Below are 20,292 nucleotides of genomic sequence, written 5' to 3'. Positions count from 1 at the left end.
CAGTTTTTGTACAATTGAATTCGAAAAGCTTAGCGTTATGATTTTAAGTGCTCCTTTAAGTTTTTTCAGTAGAAATAAGTATATCTTCAAAGGAGTTTTTTACTGTTTTGGAAATTAATTTTCTGGAAGTCTATACGACCAAAGCGGCAATCAAACCTAAAACGGATGAGGAGATGGCACAATTACTAACGAGCCCAACGGTACAGGCGGCATTAACGATTAAGCAATGGCAAGGTGATGGAACGGAAATAAATGCGCTGGTCGAGGTATTATTTACGTAAATTGACAAAGTGTATGATGGCGATATGAAGCGCTCAGAGGCTATGTTATTGGCACAGGCGCACACTCTTGATGGATTGTTCCATAACCTGGCGCGTCGGGCGCATTGCCAAGAGCAGATGAAACACTATGAAACATTTTTACGCCTGGCATTAAAAGCACAGGGGCAATGCCGGTCAACACTGGAAACGCTGTCGGCAATCAAGAACCCACCGGTTATATTTGCCAAGCAAGCCAATATCTCAAACGGACATCAACAGATCAACAACGGAACCCCTGCACCAGCTACGCACACGGAAGAAATTATAAATCAGAAAAACGAACTATTAGAGGCGCAACATGGCGGCACGACACTGGACACCGGAACAACGAGCACAGCAATCGGAAAAAATAAGGCAATGGCAACCGTGGGATAAACCGACAGGGGCAACAAGCGCAGAGGGTAAGGCAGTATCAGCGCGGAATGCATATAAAGGAGGCTTGCGTTCCCTGATGCGCGAAATGTCCGCATTGTTGCGGGATCAGAAAGAGACAATGAAGTTGTTTAGGTGATTGTGCCCGGATGACTTCATAACCGGCATGGCATTGCGCGGCATGATGATAGAAAAAGTAAGCAAGGAAAATCAGTATCGCCAATGCCTACGAGTAATTTGTAAGCAAGAAAACTGGTAAACGAAGCTTACTACCTGCGCGGCTTACAATCAAAAACTGGTAAAGATTAGGGCAGTTCAAACCGTACAGCAAAACCCAGCAGCAATGCGGCTTATGGCTATTTTTTGTACAGCAAATTGCACCCCCTAAACACAGCACCAGTGCCACTTATAACGAAATTTACAACCCCATGAAAGGCTAAAGTATAGACGATCCAATTCAACAGTAACGGGATATTCAAAAGCAACTCAAAAGTAACAGCTGAGCATAGGCGCAGTATGGCCTAGAATGGCAATAGTAACTCTTTTGCAACCGCGCTGATGTGATGTAGGGTTAAGCTTATTTTGTCGAACTGGTTTGTCTCAATTGGGGCGGGCGAAAATCTGCGGCACAGTTTATAATCAACTCGTGGGACGATAGGCCAAAATACAAGACCGTTGTTAAAAGGGGAATATTGCTAGCTCTACGGAGTGATTTAGCCCTGACTTTGTTAACCATTCTCGTTGCTGTTGCTCAGATTACTGTTATAGCAACCGCATTGCCATCTTTTAACGCCAACAAAAAAATGGATTGTTCTAAATGAGTGCAACAGAAAAAGATTACTACAGGGTATTAGGTGTTATTGATAGTGCAGAATTAGCGGTAATCAAGGCTGCGTATAAGGCTTTAATGATGATTTATCACCCTGATAGATACGATGGGAATAAGGAAGAAGCGGTAAGGAAATCAAAAGCAATTAACGAAGCATATGCAGTATTGATTGATCCAGATAAACGTAAAAAATATGATGCGGAACGATCAGCAAGAAAAAATCAATATGAACCAGAATCAGAGCAAGAAGATAAAGAGTTCACAAATGCAAGAAATGATGTATTAGAAGCTGATTGGAACATTGCCATTGAGCATGTAAAAGGACTAGATGACTTGTATCAAGACCTTAATATGTTGTCACAAGATTTGGCCTTTACATTTAAACTTGAAATACTTGAGACCAAACGTTTTAATCAAGCAAAATTCATTGCTGAGAAATTTGAGGTGGAATTTATTGAGAAATTCTTTGGGACAAATAAAGATATTCAAGAATTTTCGCGCTGGCTTCTGAGGCAAGGCCAGCGAGATATAGCAAAAGAACTCAATAGAATTGCTGTAGTGTTAGGAAGCGGCCTTGTTGCAAATGAAGTTATTGAAACATTAGTTAAAAAATACAAGCTAAATGACTACTGCTTAAGTTACAAGTTGGGAGACATCCTATCTGATGGTGGCATTGTCTTTCATGTCGATGCTTCAGGCAGACATGGCTTAGCAACTCATCCAGCAGATGAGACAACCAAAGCTACTTGGGTTCAAGCTAAGTTATTGGCTGAAGCTCATGGACAGGATTGGCATCTACCGACCGAGAAAGAGTTAAAACTGTTAAACAAACAAAGGGGCGTTGTGGGTGATTTTGCTAATGCTAACTATTGGAGTTCAACGGAGGACGTGGGCAACACTGACAAAGCGTTGTGTAGGGGTATTGGTTTTTTTAGTGTGCCTGGGTATCTAAAAAAGAACTCTCTGTTTAGAGTGCGTGCTGTTCGGGCTTTTTAATCTTCGGAAAAATAGACTAAAACATGGTGATGATAGCCAGCTTGCGATCGGTGGCGATAAAATCAGATTCAAAGCTGTATCTGAGGTAAATCAAATAACCGACTTTGCCTTATGCGACGACCTGATTAAGCGCATTATCGATTAGATTACACTCTTCTGGAATCGTTGGGTGCAGAATAAGTTGTTTCTGTCGGCTGTCTCCCTTACACCAAAACTAGAGATGAGCTGATGCATATCTCATAGAGTGTGAGGCTTGAATATTTTCCTTAAGTACGCAAATGTAATGCCTTAAAGTTCAAGGCCGGTTAATTCCGGCTTTTTTATGTTTGAAATTCTGGCAAGTGTTGCGAGTGTTTTAAAGTGCGTGAGAAGCGGCAATGCATTGAAAAAGTTATCCCATACGTTATCCCATAACGCGAAATTTCTCTTTTTAACTAATTCGATATTTCGTAACTCTTTGTTTCAATTGGTCGGGACGATAGGATTTGAACCTACGACCCCTTGTCCCCCAGACAAGTGCGCTACCAAGCTGCGCTACGCCCCGACAGTATGAAATAAAGAATTTAAAGCTGAAAGGATTGTGATCACAATCCCCAATAATTCAATGCGGCTAGTGTACTACATTTTGCCGCATTGAATCATAAATCTATTTTAGCAGCTCCAGAATTTCTTCCAGTTCGCTAACCATTTGATGAATCAACTGTTTGGTGAGGGTTGAGTCTTCTTTGGCATCGTCGCTGCTCAAATGAGCTCTGGCACCGCCAATGGTGTAGCCTTGTTCGTATAATAAGGATCTTATTTGCCGTATCATTAACACATCATGGCGTTGATAATAACGACGATTTCCGCGTCTTTTTACCGGGCTAAGTTCTGTAAACTCTTGTTCCCAATAGCGTAGCACATGGGGTTTTACACCACATAATTCGCTGACTTCACCTATAGTGAAATAGCGCTTTGCCGGTATGACTGGCAACTCATTATTATTACTCGGCTCCAGCATACGCTTCCACTCTGGCTTTTAGTTTTTGACCTGATCTGAATGTTACCACGCGACGGGCAGTTATGGGGATTTCTTCGCCTGTTTTTGGATTTCTACCAGGACGACTGCTTTTGTCGCGTAGTTCAAATTTGCCAAAACCGGAAATTTTTACTTGCTCACCCTGTTCCAGGGAAGCTTTAATTTCCTCAAAAAATATTTCGACCATATCTTTTGCTTCGCGCTTGTTTAAGCCAAGTTCGTCAAATAGCCTTTCGGCAAAATCTGCTTTAGTTAATGCCATTGTTAATCCCTCAGCTTTGCACTTATTTTTGTGGTCAATGTTTCTAACAGTCTGCTAAATATAGCATCTATTCCAGAATCTGTTAGGGTTTGTGAAAAATCTTGTATGATTAAACTTAAAGCGACGCTTTTACTGCCTTCTTCGACACCTTGTCCGCGATATATATCAAAGACCACTATGTCTTGCAAGGTGGGTTCTGCACAGCCTTTAATGCAATTGACTATCTCGCTGACGGCGATTTCTTCCTTAACAATCAAGGCTATGTCGCGACATACTGAGGGATATTTTGATAGCGGCTTGAATTTCGGGATTTGCTTGTTCAGTAACAGGTCCTGATCCAATTCAAACAGGAAAACCTGGGTATCAAAACCCAGTTGCTTTTCCAGCGTCGGATGCAACATACCCAGCCAGCCTATTTTTTCGCCTTGCTGTGATAAGATTTCAGCGGTTTGTCCTGGATGCAAAGCGGGATGCTTAGCTGGGATAAATTGCACATCTACATTTGTCAATGCAACCATGGCCTGCACATCGGCTTTAACATCGAAAAAATCAACTTTTCGAGTTGCGATGCCCCATTGCTCGGAATAGGCGCTACCCAAGGCCAGGCCGGACAGCATTTTTTGCTGCTGTATGTTGTCGTCTTTTTTGACAAAACGCAGGCCGGTTTCAAAAAAACGAACCCTGTTTTGCTGGCGATTGGTATTGTGTAAGGCGGCCTTCAGCAAACCGCACCAAAGGGTAGTGCGCATCGCCGATAAGTCGGCAGAAATCGGGTTTTTTAACCGGATAACGTCATCGTCGGGAGCGACTGCTTGTTGTATCTCTTCATCGACAAAACTATAGGTAATCGCTTCCTGATAGCCCCGGTCAACCAGTAAATCTTTAACGCGATCCAGATCCAGCACCGCTTCGGTGGCTTTGCCCAGTTCCGAGCGCATTAACAGACTGCTGTTAGGTAGCTTGTTATAGCCGACAATACGGGCTATTTCCTCGATTAAATCGGCTTCAATAGCGATGTCGAAACGACATCCTGGTGGAGTCACAGACCAGCCATCCGGCTGTGTTTGTACGGTCATTCCTAAGCGTTGAAAAATATCGACGACTTGCTCGTTTTCAAGAGCAATACCCAGCGTTTTTTCCAAACGCAATTTTCTGAGCAATACGGCTGAATGTTGCGGCAGTGTTGCCGCCGTTGTCACTTCGGTAATTGCGCCGACGCTGCCGCCAGCAATGTCGATAATCAATTGGGTGGCGCGCTCTATGGCTCGTTCTTGTAAAGTCGGGTCTACGCCGCGTTCAAAGCGGTGCGATGAATCGGTGTGCAGGCCATAGTTCCGCGCTTTACCGGCAATGCTTAGCGGAGTGAAAAATGCGCATTCCAGAAACACATCCTGCGTTTCGTCGCTAACTGCGGATTCGCTGCCGCCCATTACGCCTGCCAAGGCCAACGCTTGTTTATCGTCGGCGATAACCAGGGTTTCGTTGTCCAGCTTAATGGTCTGTCCGTTTAACAGGGCAACGCTTTCATCGGCTTGAGCGTAGCGCACATTAATGTTGCCGGTTAATTTGGCGGCATCGAAGGCGTGTAGCGGTTGGCCTAATTCGATCAAGACATAATTGGTGACATCGACTACAGCGCTCAAGCTTCTTACGCCCGAGCGACGCAGACGTTCCTGCATCCATAACGGGGTTTCGGCTTTAGGATTTACGCCTTTAATCAGTCGGCCCAAATAGCGCGGGCAGGCGTCTGTAGCTGCTACTGATACATTTAAAATGTCGGTATGGCTGACGGAGGTTATTTCAACCGGAGTGGCCGACCAGTCCATTTTATTGAGCACCGCCACTTCGCGCGCTATGCCTTCAACGCTCAGGCAATCGGCTCGGTTAGGGGTCAAGTCAACTTCGATGATGCTGTCGTTCAGTGACAGGTAGTCGCGTATATCGATACCTACCGGGGCATCGGCAGCCAGTTCCATCAGACCGTTAGCATCGGCGGCTAAGCCCAGTTCTTTTTCAGAACACAACATGCCGAAAGATTCTTCGCCACGGAGTTTGGATTTTTTGATTTTAAAATCGCCCGGCAATATTGCACCGATCAATGCCGCAGGGATTTTTAGGCCGATCCGGACATTGCTGGCGCCGCAGACAATTTGCAACGGTTCCGTTTCGCCTACTGCGACTTGGCAAACTCTTAATCTATCGGCATCGGGGTGAGCTTTCATAGCAACGACTTCGCCGACGACCACGCCGCTGAATGCTGCTGCCGCTGGTGTTACCGAGTCGACTTCAAGGCCGGCCATGGTCAATTGTTCGACCAGTTGTTCGGTGCTTATTGCGGGATTGACGTATTCTCTTAACCAGGCTTCACTAATTTGCATAACTCAAACTTTATCTCCAGGGATGGGTGTGTATGCCGTAAGCCTGCCGGAAGCAGGCGCGGCGCCTGTTTACTTGAATTGTTCTAAAAATTTAAGATCGTTTTCAAAAAATAATCTTAAATCGTTAATGCCGTAACGCAGCATCGCGAGGCGCTCTACGCCCATGCCAAACGCAAAGCCGCTATAGATTTCGCTGTCGATATTAACCGCTTTGAAAACTTCGGGATGGATCATGCCGCAGCCCATCACTTCCAGCCAGCCGGTATGGCTGCATACGCGGCAGCCTTTGCCGCCGCACATCACGCATTCAATATCGACTTCCGCCGACGGCTCGGTAAAGGGGAAATAGGACGGTCTAAAGCGCACCTGGATCTCTTTTTCAAAGAAGGCGCGCAGGAATTCGTAAACCACGCCTTTTAAGTCGGCAAAGCTGACGTCGGTATCGACCAGAAAGCCTTCGACCTGATGGAACATCGGCGTGTGGGTAATGTCTGAATCGCAACGATAGACTCGGCCCGGCGCAATCACTTTCAGCGGTGGCTGTTCAGATTCCATGATCCGGATTTGTACCGGCGAGGTATGGGTTCTTAATACGGTGTGGGCATCAAAATAAAATGTGTCGTGCATCGCCCTGGCCGGGTGATGTGCAGGAATATTCAGTGCCTCGAAATTATGATAATCATCTTCGATTTCAGGTCCTTCAACGACTTGAAAGCCGACGCTGGCAAAAATCTTGGAAATGCGGCGCAATGTGGTCGTCACCGGATGCAAGCCGGCAACAGCCTGGCCTCTGCCCGGCAGGGTGACGTCTATGCTTTCGCTGGCCAGTCTTGCTTCTAAGGCGGCATTTTGCAGCAGATTTTTTTTGGCTTCCAGTTGTTGTTGGAATTGATCTTTGGCTTGGTTGATGGCTTGCCCGGCAGTGCGTCTTTGCTCGGGATCGAGCGCTCCAAGTTCTTTCATCTGTAGGGTAAATAAACCCTTTTTGCCGAGATAATGAACGCGAACCAGATCGAGTTGGTTAAGGTCTTGTGTGTCGCGAAGCTGATGTAATGCCTGCGCGAGAATTTCTTCTAGGGTAGCGGACACGTTTTAGCTCGCTGTGTTTGGGAGTGTGGGAGAATTTTTATTTATCGGGAAATGTTTAAAACCAAATCCCGCCCCTCCTCAGAAAGGGGAGGGGGGAATAGCCGGATTTCAGTTCATTAAAATCCAGATCGTTCCTTAAGGCTTGCTTTGATGTTCCTTGGCAATTTCCGCAATTTTTGCAAATGCGTTAATGTCACGAACTGCAATATCAGCTAGCACTTTACGGTCGATCTTCACATTGGCTTTGGTTAAGCCATTGATGAAGCGACTGTAGGACATTCCGCTTAAACGGGCCGCCGCATTGATACGGACGATCCACAAAGCGCGGAATTGGCGTTTTTTCTGCTTACGGTCGCGATAGGCATATTGACCGGCTTTGATTACCGCTTGTTTGGCAACGCGATAAACCCGGCTTCGTGCGCCGTAGTAACCTTTCGCTTGTTTTAATACTTTTTTATGTCTTGCTCTGGCTGTGACGCCGCGTTTAACTCTAGGCATGATTTATTTCCTTAGATTAACTGTACGGCATCATACGTGCAGCCATGCGCACATCTGACGGATGAATAGTTGCCGGCGAGCGTAACTGTCTTTTTCTCTTAGTCGATTTTTTAGTCAGAATATGACGTCTGTGGGACTGACCACATTTAAAACCGCCGTTGCCTGTGCGTCTGAAACGCTTGGCTGCTCCACGGTTAGTTTTGATCTTTGGCATTTGTTTGCTCCAATAAATTAAAATATGAATCCCTGAGTTGTAACCCAGCAAGGCAAAATGCATGGCCCTGAAGAATTAACAGTATCATTTACTGATACTTAGCTGCTCATCCTGTGCCGCTGTAGAGATGCTGCAATGCAGTATCTGTTATTTTTTCTTTTTCGGCGCCATAACCATAACCATTTGACGGCCTTCCATTTTAGGGAATTGCTCGACGATGGCTATCTCTTCCAAGTCTTTTTCTATCCGTTTCAGCAGATCGACACCGATTTCCCGATGCGCCATTTCGCGGCCGCGGTAACGCAAGGTGATTTTGGTTTTATCGCCGTCGCTAAGAAACTTGGTTAGGCTCCTCATTTTTACTTGGTAATCGCCTTCGTCGGTTCCAGGTCGGAATTTGATTTCCTTGACCTGAACCTGTTTTTGTTTCTTCTTGGCAACGGCCAGTTTTTTGTTTAACTCAAACTGGTATTTGCCGTAGTTCATCACCTTGCAAACCGGAGGATCCGCATTCGGCGATATTTCTACTAAATCCAAGTCTGCAGCGTAAGCAATCTGTTTGGCTTCATCTAATGAGATAATGCCTAAGGCCTCACCATCTGCACCTGTTACCCTCACTCGTCTTGCGGTGATTGCGTCATTCAGGCGCGTTTCGTCTTTTTTAGCAGCGATATCTTAATCCTCCAAAATCATTCATTGTCTACCTGTAATCTCTTGTTTTAACCGTCCGGTAAATTCATGGATTGTCAGGCTACCTAAGTCGTCACCTTTTTGCGTGCGTACCGTAATGCTTTGTTCTTCTAATTCTTTGTCACCGATAATGACAAGATATGGCACGCGCTGCATAGAATGCTCGCGGATTTTAAACCCGATCTTCTCATTTCTCAAGTCTAATTTTGCCCGGATACCTTGTTTCTCAAGGTCCAGCATAATTTGCGACGCATATTCGGCATGTCGGTCGGTAATATTAAGTATGACGACCTGCACTGGAGACAGCCATAGCGGGAAAGTTCCTGCATGTTGCTCGATCAAAATCCCGATAAAGCGCTCAAGGGAGCCGAGTATCGCTCTGTGCAGCATGACTGGCACTTGTTTTGATCCGTCTTCGGCAATATAGGTGGCATCCAGACGGCCCGGCATCGAGAAATCCACCTGAATTGTGCCGCATTGCCAGACCCGTCCGATGCAGTCTTTCAAGGAGAATTCGATTTTAGGTCCGTAAAAAGCGCCTTCGCCCGGCTGTAAATCCCATTTCAATGCTTTGGTATTCAGCGCCAGTTCCAGAGCGTTTTCCGCTTTATCCCAGACTGAATCGTCGCCGACCCTGTTTTCAGGGCGGGTCGATAATTTAATGATCACTTCGTCAAAGCCGAAATCTTTGTAAACATCGAACAGCATATCGATAAAGGTCGATACTTCATCCTGAATCTGGGCTTCGGTGCAAAAGATATGCGCATCATCCTGAACAAAATTTCTGACCCGCATTAAACCATGCAAGGTGCCGGATGGTTCATTGCGATGGCAGGAGCCGAATTCCGCCAGACGTATAGGCAAATCACGGTAGCTTTTAAGGCCCTGATTATAGATCTGTACATGGCAAGGGCAGTTCATCGGCTTGATCGCGTAATCGCGATTCTCGGAATGTGTGGTAAAAATCATCTCGCCGAATTTTTCCCAGTGCCCGGATCTTTCCCATAAAGAACGATCAACGACCTGCGGCGTTTTAACTTCGCCGTAACCGTTTACCCGTAATTTCTCGCGGATATACTGCTCGACCTGTTGATAGATGACCCAGCCTTTTTCGTGCCAGAATACCATGCCGGGAGCTTCTTCCTGGGAATGAAACAAATCCAGTGTTTTCCCCAGCTTGCGGTGATCGCGTTTTTCCGCTTCTTCCAGACGATGCAGGTAGGCCTGTAATTCTTTTTTGTCGCTCCAGGCCGTACCGTAAATACGTTGCAGCATTTCATTGTCGGAATTGCCGCGCCAATAAGCGCCGGCAATCTTCATCAGCTTAAAGGCTTTTAACTTGCCGGTGCTGGGTACATGAGGGCCGCGACACAGGTCGGTAAATCCGCCCTGCTGATACAAAGATAAATCTTCATTGGCGGGGATGGATTCGATGATCTCGGCCTTATACGTCTCGCCCAGATTTTTGAAGAACTTGACCGCCTCATCCCGTGATAACACCGAACGATGGACCGGATGATCTTCAGCAACCAGTTGTTCCATCTTTTTTTCAATGGCGCTCAGGTCATCTGGTGTAAACGGCCTTTCATAAGCAAAATCGTAAAAAAAGCCGTTTTCGATAACCGGTCCGATAGTGACTTGTGCTGAGGGGAATAACTGTTTGACGGCCTGAGCCAATAGATGTGCAGTTGAATGGCGAATAACGGTGATGCCGTCGTCATCCTTTGCGGTAATCAGTTGCAACGTTGCATCCTGGTCGATTAGCGAACTGGCATCGACCAGAGCGCCATTAACCTTGCCTGCCAAGGTCGCCTTGGCTAATCCTGAACCGATAGACTGCGCAACATCCATCACGGTTACAGTGTGGGCGTACTCTCGCTTGGAGCCATCGGGAAGGGTAATTACCGGCATTTTTTATCTATGATTAGTGTCTACAATAAAAAAAGCACTGCGGTGCAGTGCTTTAGATGTTTGGTAGGCACGAGTGGACTCGAACCACCGACCCCCACCATGTCAAGGTGGTGCTCTAACCAACTGAGCTACGCGCCTGAAGCTTATGCAACTTCGAGCTCGTTATTATACCAACAGATTTTTGTTACGCAACTGTTAAACCAATATTTGCTCTTCTAGCGCATTGATATGGTCTTTAATTCTGTTGCTGTTTTTCCAATAAATAACTTAGCCAAAGATTAGACAGCTTTTCCTGCACGGTATTTTGCCTCAACCTTGCACTCAGGTTCGGAAAATCAACCTTATCCAAATCCTGATCCTGGTTGTAGCAGGAATACACAAAGTATTCTTTGCCGGTATCGGCATCGATATGTTTACATAAACACTGGGCGCAAATGCCTTTCATCATGCACTGCATCGGCGAGTTGATGGAGCCGATCGCGTGATGAACCCTGTTCAGATACGGTTTCAAAACATCGTAACGGGCATCTTTCACCGCGGCCATCATCCGGTCTGAGCCGATAACGATGAGGTGATCGACATGGGACAGCGAGATAGGCTGGTCGCCCAGTTCGCATTTGGCATAAGCGAGCATGGCCTCAAGAATATTGCCGACGAAGGTTTTGTCTTGAGGTCGCGTGGTTGGAATGGGCTTAATACCAGGCGCTTTGTCCACGGACCAGATAATAATATCCGATGCGGCTTCAATATCTTCCACTTTAAAGACATCCAGTTTGTGTTTATAGCCGGCAAAGTAGATCACTTTGTTGCCGGCGGCTCTTAAGGCTTTACCGATAGAAAAGAGTACCGCATTGCCCAATCCGCCACCGAGCAACAATACGGTTTGGCCGCTAGGAATGTCTGTCGGCGTTCCTGTCACGCCCATGACTACCAGTGCATCGCCCGCTTTCCAAGTCGCGCAGAGACGCGAGGACGAGCCCATTTCCAGTGCAATCAGGGAGATGGTGCCTTTTTCTTTATCGACTTCGGCGCCTGTCAGTGCTATCGCTTCTGATGCCAGTACCGTACCTTCTACAACCGGCGCATTGGCTTCAAAATTTTGTACGCGATAAAACTGACCGGGCTGAAATTTTTCGGCTTGCAGCGGTGCCTTGACGACAACTTCTATAATGGTCGGCGTCAGCCGGTTAATCGAAACGATAGTGGCAGTAAAGGCCGCGTCCAACTGGGCGAACAAGGCTTTTAACGCTGCATCGCGTTCCGGCTGTTGCGCGGGATTTAAGCGTGCCAATTCCTGTTCAAACAGTTTGACCACGTAAGGGTAGCCGTTTTTGGCGCTGGCCATGGCCTTGACCACGTTGCCGGCGTAAACGGGGTGGTTATCGCCGTAAAAGCTGATAAATTTGCCGTCTTTTTGGTAAGAGGTCAGCGGCGCGGGTTTGCCGAGCTTGGGCATGGTGTCATCACTCATCGGTACCAATTCGACCGAGTCGTTGCTCCATTCAGGCTGATAGCGTTGAAAGAACCATTTATCCATCACAAAGGTGTTTGGATATTCGCTTTGATAAATGGTGTTCGGCGATGTGCCCGCTGCAATGTAAAGGCTGCGCAAGGGGACATTGACAGTCTGTCCTGAGCTAATCCAGCGGCCGTGTTCGGGCACTAATTTTTCGAACGCTACGGCATTCAGATGGCCATATTCATCGGCTAATGCGCTTTGCGGACTCATGCCTTCGGCCAAGGCGATGCCTTCTTCCAGCGCTTTAACGATTTCTTCGTGATTTTGGCGGTACGCGGGCGCATCGAAAATGCCTTTGCGATAAAACAGGGTGACGCCGCCCCACGATTCGACCAGTGGTTGAAAATTCGGCAGTTCTTCCTCTGCTTCGGCGCGTTGGCGTTCGGCGACGATGGCTTTGCCGTGCGCCAGGAATTCATCGAGGATGATGGTTTCTTCCTGATCGTAACGACCGCGAACGCTTTGCTCGCCATACATGTTAACCAGCGTTTCATAACGGTGCAGGGTTTTTTCCACCTGCACAGGATAATACGCCATCAATTCGGTTGCGGTGTCCATCGCGGTCAAGCCGCCGCCGATAACGCCTGCCGGTAAACGCACCTGCAAATTTGCCAGCGAAGAAGCCTTGGCGGCTCCGGTCAATTGCAAGGCCATCAAGAAATCCGAGGCTTTGCGTATGCCGCGCATCAGGTTGTTCTTCATGTCGATAACCGTCGGTTTACCGGCACCCGAGGCGATACAGATATGGTCAAAGCCCATAGTCCACGCGTCTTCAATAGTGATGGTGCCGCCAAATCGCACCCCGCCGTAAGCGCGAAACGCCTCGCGTCGTTGCAAGGTCAGGTAAATGACTTTCAGGAAGTTCTTGTCCCAGCGCACGGTGATGCCGTATTCGGCCACGCCGCCGAAACCGGCCAGGGTACGCTGGTCCAGATCTTCGTACAGGTCTTGGAAATGCTCAATCGGCGCGGGCAGGTTGTCGCTGTCGCCGGTCAATGCCACCGGCAACGGCTCCAGTTTTAAGCCGTCGATTCCGGCGACACCGAAACCTTCATTCAATAAATAATGGCTCATCGTATAACCGGCGGGACCTAAACCTACGACCAGCGCGTTTTTGCCGTTGTAAGGCAGCATATACGGACGCTTGACGTTTAGCGGATTCCAGCGGGTCAGTAAGCTGTATATCTCAAAGCCGTAAGGCATGAATAATACGTCGGTCAGTACATTGGTTTCAATTTGCGGAATATCGACCGGATCGGTTTTTTGGTAGATACAACCTTTCATGCACTCGTTGCAAATACGGTGGCCGGTACCGGGGCACATCGGATTGTCGATAATGACAATCGCCAGCGCGCCGATATTGTCGCCTTGGCGTTTGACCAAGTTCATTTCCGATATTTTTTCATCCAGCGGGCAGCCGATAGTGGTTACGCCCAATGGATCAACCTTGAAGGTATTGGTTTTTTTGTTGCGCATGCCTTTGGAGCAGGAATCGGTATCGCGCTCGTGGCAGTAAATGCAGTGATTGACTTCAGACAGCACCTGGCGCTGGTTATAACGCAAATCGGTCAGTTTAAAACCGTCCCGGCGGCGGCGGTGTTCCTGCTCGCCCATCCACGCCTTGAATTCGCCGCGATCGACAAGCTCATGCTCAACCAAATGGTCGAAATCGCGCTTTTGCGGGAGCTTGAAACTCGGCCAGTTCGCAACCACATCGTTATCTTGTTGGGCGACAACACTCCAGCGCTGAACGATGTCTATCAGGCCGTTGATAAATTCGGCGGGATCTTGCAGGCTGAGGATGTCGTTAAATTCGGTTGCTGCTTCTTCATGTGCGGCGAGTTTGGCGCGCAGGGTCTCTGCAACCAAGTCGGCATTTTCGTAATCGCTGTCTTTGCCTTTGGCAATCAGCTTGTAATGGCTGTACAGCAATCCGACAGCCGCGCCGACTCGTGCTACGCGGTGTTCGGGATCATCATCCTGATTGGCCTCGGGAAAGCCCGCATCGATCAGCAGATCAAAGCGGTTCAGGATCGCAGGAATTGCCCAATCGCTGGCATCCTGTCCTTTAAAGGTGAAAGCCAGCTTGTCGACTATTTCATTTTTATAGGTAAAAATGCTGTCGATCTCGTCCTTGATGGTTGCGGACTGAGCCTGATGCTGTTCGGAAACATTAAAAATCTTCGCGACAAACTGACCGACATAAGGCCCCATACGCACCAGCAGATCGGAAACCGTTTCAGGTGACAAACCTACACCCTGACTCTGGCGGTAAGCCTTGAATTCATTATGCAGCTGCGAATCATGGCGTTCAACCGACGCATCAAATACATCCAGCAGCTCTTGCAGACGCGCAGAATCGTATAAATCGGGGTAGTTAAAGCCGGGAATGCCAAGTATAAGGTTGTTCTGTTCCATAGTTCTCGTGTTTGATTAGTTCGATTGTTCATATAGCCAGCATAAAAAACAGGCTTTATCTGTACTCAAAGGGTTACCGACAAATTCATCTGGAGCGAATTTAAACAGTCAACGGCTGGCCCGAAGGGTGACATACAGGGATGCATTTCATAAAAGAAAAAATTTAACCGCGTATTGTAAGTAGATATGACTTTGTTTGCCACCGATAATCTTTGTTACATGGCAGATTGCAGCAAGTTCCCAGTCTGCAAGTTATTCTTCTTGCTGAATTTCTATCAGACATACGCCGTAGGCATTTTTTCTCTAAGTTTTAAAAACCGCTGATACCGGGTCATCGAAATATCGCCATTTTCGGCAGCTGGACGCACTGCGCAACCCTTGTCAACCAGATGACGGCAGTTCTTAAACTGGCATTGTTCAATCAACGGCTGAAATTCACGGTAACCGTAAGCCAATTGTTGCTCGGATAGACCGGCCAGTCCGAAAATGGCGACGCCGGGGCTATCGATTAAATCGCCGCCTTGGGCCATGTGATACAGCGTCGCCGCCGTGGTGGTATGTCGTCCGTGTTTGGTGGTTGCCGAGACGGTGTTGGTTTTTAGCTCCTTGTCGGGAATGATTGCGTTGGTTAGCGATGATTTACCGACGCCGGATTGTCCCGCGAAAATACTGACCTGATCTTTTAGCGCCAGTTTGAGTTCATCCAGACCCGCCGCCGCTGTGGCGCTGACCCGGTACAGCGCATAGCCTAGATCTTTGTAAGCCATCAGTTCTTTTTCAATGTCGGCAGATTGCGGCAGATCGGTTTTATTCAACACCAGTGCCGCATCGATATTGCGATTCTCGCAAATCGCCAGATACTGGTCTATCAGCAAAAAATCGCAGAAAGGCTCGATCGCAAAGACCACAAACACGGTGTCGATATTGGCCGCAACCGGACGGGTTTTGCCGTTTCTGGACGGACGCATCAATAACGAACGCCGGGGCAGGATTTCTTCTATGCGGCCTTGATCGGGCGAGGATTGCGTCCATAAAACCCGGTCGCCCACGGCGACGGTTTCAAGCTTCCTCAGGGTTTGGCACAGCATAATCTTGCCGTCATGTTCAACTGCAATACCCTGACCTAAATGGGAAATAACCAGGCCTTCAAGTAACTCAGACACGTATTTTAGATTCCAAATTGGCAATACGAATAGCCGCCGGCGGGTGGCTGTAATGGAACGCTGAATACAAAGGATCAGGCGTCAAGGTGCTGGCGTTTTCTTCATACAACTTAACCAGCGAGCTGATCAGTTTTTCGGCCTTGGCATGGCTGGAGGCAAAATCATCGGCTTCGAATTCAAATTTGCGTTGAAAATAGGCGCTGATCGGCTGCATAAAAAAGGTAAACGACGATGACACCAGCATGAATAACAACAGGGCGGCGGCATGCGACGGCTGTGTTACGCCCAGTCCGTTGTAGAACCATGGCTGATCGATCAGCCAACCTAAAATAGCAAAACTGATCAGGCTCATAATCGCAGTGGCAACCATCATTTTGATCGTGTGTTTGCACTTGAAATGCCCCAGTTCGTGGGCCAATATCGCTTCCAGTTCTTCATCATCCAACGAGTTGACCAGGGTGTCGTAAAAGACGATGCGCTTGTTGTTGCCAAGGCCGGTGAAATAGGCGTTGCCGTGACCCGAGCGCTTGGAGCCGTCCATAATGAAGATGCCGTTGCTGTTAAAGCCGCAACGGCTAAGCAAGCCCTGAATCCGGTCTTTTAACGAGCCGTCTTCCATCGGGGTGAATTTATTGAATAACGGCGCGATCACGGTAGGAAATAGCCAGCTCATCAGCAGCGAGAAACTGATCAGTATGCCCCAGGCCCATAACCACCACAGCGAACCTATGCTGTCCATAACCCATAGGATTAAAGCCAGTAACGGCATGCCGATAGCGGCAACTAGAGCCAGTTGCAACAGTTGATCCTTGATGAAGCGTTGCGGGGTGCTTTTGTTAAAGCCAAACTTTTCTTCAATCACAAAGGTTTGGTAGACACTGGTAGGGATTTCAACCAGGGTCATAAACAGAAAAACGCTGGCTACTGCGGCCAATCCCGCTAGCAATGGGTTGGCAATGGAGGATGCCCAAAATTCGAAAGCTAAATTAATGCCGCCGCCGAGGGTCAGCAGCAATAGAAAAATAATGCCGACGATGCTGTCTATATTGCCCAGCTTGCTTTTTTCCAGTGTGTAGTCGGCCGCTTTTTGGTGAGCTTCCAGCGAGACGGTATTTTTAAAGGCTTCAGGCACGGCAAAGCGGTGCTTAGCAACGTAAGCGGCGTGCCGTTGAGCCAGCCAAAACTGCACTGAAAAAGAAAGAGTTAGCGCGATTAAAAAGACGATGGTAAAGCTATTCATAAGCGGAATTTCTTCAAAGTTTAAGAGTTAGACGTACAGATTAGCCAATGCTACACTAACCGCCCCCTTCTATACAACGGAATCAATAAATGGCGCAGGACTCCACGCATCTTATCTGGATAGATCTTGAAATGACCGGACTTAATCCTGACAGTGATTCGATTATTGAGATTGCTACGATTGTCACCGACAACAATTTGAATATTCTGGCCCAAGGCCCTGTGCTTGCTGTACATCAATCCGATGCGGCATTGGCAGCCATGGATGACTGGAATCAGCACCATCACGGGCAATCCGGCTTGATCGAGCGCGTCAAGGCTTCCGCTATCGATACGGCGGAAGCCGAACGGCAAACGCTAGCATTTTTAAAGCAGTGGGTGCCGGAAAATACCTCGCCGATTTGCGGTAACAGCATCGGCCAGGATAGACGATTTTTGTATCGCTATATGCCCAAACTGGAAGCGTATTTTCATTATCGTAATATCGATGTATCAACGGTTAAAGAGTTGGCGGCCAGATGGGCGCCTGAAGTCAAAGACGGCTTTAAAAAACAGTCCACGCATCAGGCTTTGGCCGATATTGTCGAATCTATCGAAGAATTGCGTTATTACCGCGAGCACTTCATCAAGTTCTAGCTTATGAATCAAATTCTTGCAATTGCGCTGGGCGGGTCATTCGGTGCGGTGGTGCGCTTTCTGGTGTCATCGGGTGTTGCTCAATGGCTGGGGCGCGGCTTTCCTTATGGGACTTTGGTCGTCAATGTCATCGGTTCGTTTATGATCGGCTTGCTGGCTGAAACGTTGATTCTGCAGCGCGTCACTATCACCTTTGAATATAGAGCGGCCATTTTGGTCGGCTTTTTAGGTTCACTGACAACCTTCTCCACTTTTTCCCTGGATACTTTTTATTTAATCGAGCAGGGCAATTTAACCAAAGCGGCGGTGAATATATTCGCCAGCATTACGACCTGTGTCTTTGCCGTCTGGATTGGCTTGCTGTGCGGCAGAGGCCTGTTTTATTATTCAGGCGGCATTATTCAGTGGTCGGGTGGCGTAATCCCTTATGCGTTGATGACCATTAACGCGATAGGCGCTTTTCTGATCAGCATCATCGCGACTATTTTGTTGCAGAAAGTGGCGCTGTCCGAGGAATACCGAGTCGTACTGACGGTGATCATGGTCGGTGTTTTTCTGACTCTGTCCGGTTTATATTTACTGTTGTATTTGGTAGAGCATGGTTATTCATTCGATACCCATTTGAATTTAATGCTCGGTACATTTGTCGGCAATGGCCTGATCTGTATCTTGGTGATTTGGATGGGCTTGCTGGTTGGCAGGCAGGTTTGATAGGCAAAAGACAAAAGACAAAAGGCGAAAGGCTAAAGGCTAAAGGCTAAAGGCTAAAGGCTAAAGGCTAAAGGCTAAAGGCTAAAGGCTAAAGGCTAAAGGCTAAAGGCGAAGAGCGAAGGAATCATGCTTTTTTTGCCCTTAGCCTTTTGCCTTTCGTCTCATATATATTTTTAATTTTAAGGTAATCATTTAATCATGTTAGATCCCCGCTTATTCAGAACCGAGCTAGCTTTTGTTAAGGAACAGCTCAACAGGCGCTCATTTGATTTTAATCCGGAGTATTACTCCGAGCTGGAAGTCCGGCGCAAAGACATCCAGGTTAAAACCCAGGAATTGCAGAATGCACGTAACAGCAGCTCAAAAGCTATCGGCATCGCCAAAGCCAAAGGCGAAGACGTGCAACCGCTGTTGGATCAGGTTCAGCATCTGGGCGACGAGCTGAAAGCGGCGGAAACCGAATTGTCCGACATCCAGGCAAAAATGACTGCCTTGATGGAAGGCATCCCCAACCTGCTTGATGAGAGCGTGCCGAACGGCAGGAATGAAGACGACAATCTCGAAATCAGCCGCTGGGGCGACATTCCGACTTTTGATTTTGAGCCCAAAGACCATGTCGATTTAGGCGCAATCAACAAAGGCATGGATTTCGAGCTGGGTGCAAAAATCGCCAGCGCCCGGTTTGTGGTATTAAACGGGCCGCTGGCACGCTTGCAACGGGCCATTATTCAGCTGATGCTCGACACCCATACCGCCGAACACGGTTACAGCGAAACTTACGTGCCGTTTTTAGTCAATGCCGACAGCTTACGCGGCACCGGGCAGTTGCCCAAGTTTGAAGCCGATCTGTTCAAGGCCAACGACGATCCTGCCTTATATCTGATTCCGACCGCCGAAGTGCCGGTCACCAACATCGTCAGAGACGTGATCATCGACGCCAAAGACCTGCCGCTTAAATTCGTCTGTCACAGTCCCTGTTTCCGCAGCGAGGCCGGCGCTTACGGTCGCGATGTCAGAGGTATGATCCGTCAGCATCAGTTTGAAAAAGTCGAGATCGTACAAATCGTAAAGCCTGAGGATTCGGCTGCGGCACATGAAACGCTAACCCATCACGCGGAAGCTATCCTGAAAAAACTCAATTTGCCTTATCGCAAGATGTTGTTATGCGCAGGGGATACCGGCTTTTCATCGACCAAAACTTACGACCTGGAAGTCTGGCTGCCGGGGCAGGGCACTTATCGGGAAATATCGTCGTGCAGCAACTTCAAAGACTTTCAGGCGCGTCGTCTGCAAGCGCGTTGGCGCAACCCTGCCACCTCCAAACCCGAGTTGGTGCATACCCTGAACGGTTCCGGTTTGGCGGCAGGCAGGACCCTGATTGCGGTGATGGAAAATTATCAGGATGCAGAAGGGCGCATTCGTATTCCTGAGGCATTGCGGCCCTATATGGGCGGCTTGGAAGTTATTGGATAGCTCATCAGCCTTAAAACATATCACCACGAAGACACGAAGTTCCCGACGAAATGCCAGGGTAAAAATTTCGTGTTTTTCGTGGTGAATTAGCGTGTTTCCGAATCAACGCAACCGTTTTCCGCTCACTGCATCATAAATAGCGGTTTCCTGTGCCAGTTCGCCGACTTTGCCATGGACGATAAAAATATCGGCAGCGGCAAGGGTTTTTAACAGCCGAGTAGGTCGGGCAAAAATTTTTTCGTTGCCCGACATTTTGACTCAAAATAAATTGGGCAAATCACGAGCGCCGTGTATGACGCGGACAATCTGAATTCCATCCGGCACGGTACAATACAAAATCAAATAGCTACCCACCGCAAAATAGCGAAGTTCCTGGGCAATATCAGGTCTCAATCGTCCCATCAACGGGTTATCCGCAAGCGCATGGAAGTGCCGCTCAATATCGTCAAGCACACGATCCGCCGCTCCGGGATTATCCTGAGCGATATAAATCCATATCTCAATCAGGTCTTCCTCGGCTTGCGCGGTTCGTTGAATCACAGGTATGAAAGTCTAA

19 protein-coding genes and 2 tRNA genes are annotated in these 20,292 nt (G+C 47.9%); 6 read left to right on the top strand and 15 right to left on the bottom strand.

The genetic code is table 11. From position 1 onward, the window contains the following. Positions 1-107 precede the first annotated feature (107 nt). The 3 genes from RW114_RS10035 (at position 108) to RW114_RS10025 (ending at position 2,517) form a co-directional block, all read left to right on the top strand. Positions 108-281: a hypothetical protein gene (locus RW114_RS10035; RefSeq protein WP_340122609.1), complete on the top strand. Its 174-nt coding sequence runs from the start codon at positions 108-110 to the stop codon at positions 279-281. A gap of 24 nt (positions 282-305) precedes the next feature. Beyond that, positions 306-695, top strand: coding sequence for a hypothetical protein (locus tag RW114_RS10030; protein WP_340122608.1), 390 nt, complete (start codon positions 306-308; stop codon positions 693-695). Positions 696-1,509: 814 nt separating this feature from the next. Continuing rightward, entirely contained in the window at positions 1,510-2,517 is a 1,008-nt protein-coding gene (locus RW114_RS10025; protein ID WP_340122607.1) for a DnaJ domain-containing protein, read from the top strand. A gap of 467 nt (positions 2,518-2,984) precedes the next feature. Here RW114_RS10025 and RW114_RS10020 read toward each other — a convergent pair. The 13 genes from RW114_RS10020 to RW114_RS09960 all read right to left on the bottom strand — a co-directional run bounded on the left by RW114_RS10020 (position 2,985) and on the right by RW114_RS09960 (position 16,917). Then, a tRNA-Pro gene (locus RW114_RS10020) sits at positions 2,985-3,061 on the bottom strand. A gap of 102 nt (positions 3,062-3,163) precedes the next feature. Continuing rightward, complete coding sequence (locus tag RW114_RS10015) at positions 3,164-3,517, bottom strand: MerR family transcriptional regulator (RefSeq protein WP_340122606.1); 354 nt, start codon at positions 3,515-3,517, stop codon at positions 3,164-3,166. Beyond that, on the bottom strand, positions 3,501-3,797 hold the full coding sequence (ihfA, locus tag RW114_RS10010; protein ID WP_340122605.1) for an integration host factor subunit alpha: 297 nt from the start codon (positions 3,795-3,797) through the stop codon (positions 3,501-3,503). Before ihfA ends, RW114_RS10015 begins: the two co-directional genes overlap by 17 nt. A 2-nt stretch (positions 3,798-3,799) precedes the next feature. Beyond that, entirely contained in the window at positions 3,800-6,175 is a 2,376-nt protein-coding gene (gene pheT, locus RW114_RS10005) for a phenylalanine--tRNA ligase subunit beta (RefSeq protein ID WP_340122604.1), read from the bottom strand. Between the two features lie 69 nt (positions 6,176-6,244). Continuing rightward, positions 6,245-7,264: a phenylalanine--tRNA ligase subunit alpha gene (gene pheS, locus RW114_RS10000; protein WP_422614803.1), complete on the bottom strand. Its 1,020-nt coding sequence runs from the start codon at positions 7,262-7,264 to the stop codon at positions 6,245-6,247. A gap of 135 nt (positions 7,265-7,399) precedes the next feature. Then, positions 7,400-7,762, bottom strand: coding sequence for a 50S ribosomal protein L20 (gene rplT, locus RW114_RS09995; RefSeq protein ID WP_292433402.1), 363 nt, complete (start codon positions 7,760-7,762; stop codon positions 7,400-7,402). 16 nt (positions 7,763-7,778) lie between these two features. Beyond that, positions 7,779-7,976: a 50S ribosomal protein L35 gene (gene rpmI, locus RW114_RS09990; protein ID WP_006892999.1), complete on the bottom strand. Its 198-nt coding sequence runs from the start codon at positions 7,974-7,976 to the stop codon at positions 7,779-7,781. 147 nt (positions 7,977-8,123) lie between these two features. After that, positions 8,124-8,648, bottom strand: a complete 525-nt coding sequence (gene infC, locus RW114_RS09985; RefSeq protein ID WP_340122611.1) for a translation initiation factor IF-3 — start codon at positions 8,646-8,648, stop codon at positions 8,124-8,126. A 21-nt stretch (positions 8,649-8,669) separates the two neighbouring features. Further along, on the bottom strand, positions 8,670-10,577 hold the full coding sequence (thrS, locus tag RW114_RS09980; protein ID WP_340122603.1) for a threonine--tRNA ligase: 1,908 nt from the start codon (positions 10,575-10,577) through the stop codon (positions 8,670-8,672). Positions 10,578-10,638: 61 nt separating this feature from the next. Continuing rightward, positions 10,639-10,715, bottom strand: a tRNA-Val gene (locus RW114_RS09975). A gap of 97 nt (positions 10,716-10,812) precedes the next feature. Beyond that, entirely contained in the window at positions 10,813-14,514 is a 3,702-nt protein-coding gene (locus RW114_RS09970; RefSeq protein WP_340122602.1) for a pyridine nucleotide-disulfide oxidoreductase, read from the bottom strand. Between the two features lie 275 nt (positions 14,515-14,789). After that, the gene (gene rsgA, locus RW114_RS09965) at positions 14,790-15,677 is read right to left on the bottom strand and encodes a ribosome small subunit-dependent GTPase A (protein ID WP_340122601.1); all 888 of its coding nucleotides are present in this window, start codon (positions 15,675-15,677) and stop codon (positions 14,790-14,792) included. Further along, positions 15,670-16,917 (bottom strand): M48 family metallopeptidase, encoded by a 1,248-nt coding sequence (locus RW114_RS09960; RefSeq protein ID WP_340122600.1) that lies wholly within the window; start codon positions 16,915-16,917, stop codon positions 15,670-15,672. Before RW114_RS09960 ends, rsgA begins: the two co-directional genes overlap by 8 nt. Positions 16,918-17,006: 89 nt before the next feature. Here RW114_RS09960 and orn point away from each other — a divergent pair, with 89 nt between their 5' ends. From orn to serS, 3 genes are all read left to right on the top strand, one after another. Next, positions 17,007-17,552, top strand: coding sequence for an oligoribonuclease (orn, locus tag RW114_RS09955; protein WP_340122599.1), 546 nt, complete (start codon positions 17,007-17,009; stop codon positions 17,550-17,552). A 3-nt stretch (positions 17,553-17,555) separates the two neighbouring features. Beyond that, positions 17,556-18,263 carry a fluoride efflux transporter CrcB gene (crcB, locus tag RW114_RS09950; RefSeq protein WP_340122598.1) on the top strand — a complete coding sequence of 236 codons (708 nt, stop codon included), beginning with the start codon at positions 17,556-17,558 and terminating at the stop codon, positions 18,261-18,263. A 198-nt stretch (positions 18,264-18,461) separates the two neighbouring features. Then, complete coding sequence (gene serS / locus RW114_RS09945) at positions 18,462-19,736, top strand: serine--tRNA ligase (RefSeq protein WP_340122597.1); 1,275 nt, start codon at positions 18,462-18,464, stop codon at positions 19,734-19,736. A gap of 102 nt (positions 19,737-19,838) precedes the next feature. On the opposite strand, the gene RW114_RS09940 is transcribed toward serS, so the two are convergent. Continuing rightward, the gene (locus tag RW114_RS09940; RefSeq protein WP_340122596.1) at positions 19,839-19,988 is read right to left on the bottom strand and encodes a hypothetical protein; all 150 of its coding nucleotides are present in this window, start codon (positions 19,986-19,988) and stop codon (positions 19,839-19,841) included. 6 nt (positions 19,989-19,994) lie between these two features. Beyond that, positions 19,995-20,276, bottom strand: a complete 282-nt coding sequence (locus RW114_RS09935) for a type II toxin-antitoxin system RelE/ParE family toxin (RefSeq protein WP_340122595.1) — start codon at positions 20,274-20,276, stop codon at positions 19,995-19,997. Positions 20,277-20,292 lie beyond the last annotated feature (16 nt).

The organism is Methylobacter svalbardensis (assembly GCF_037671525.1).
GTDB lineage: Bacteria > Pseudomonadota > Gammaproteobacteria > Methylococcales > Methylomonadaceae > Methylobacter_A > Methylobacter_A svalbardensis.
The sequence above is the reverse complement of the archived record's forward strand: the minus strand, read 5'-3'. Positions and strand labels throughout refer to the sequence as shown.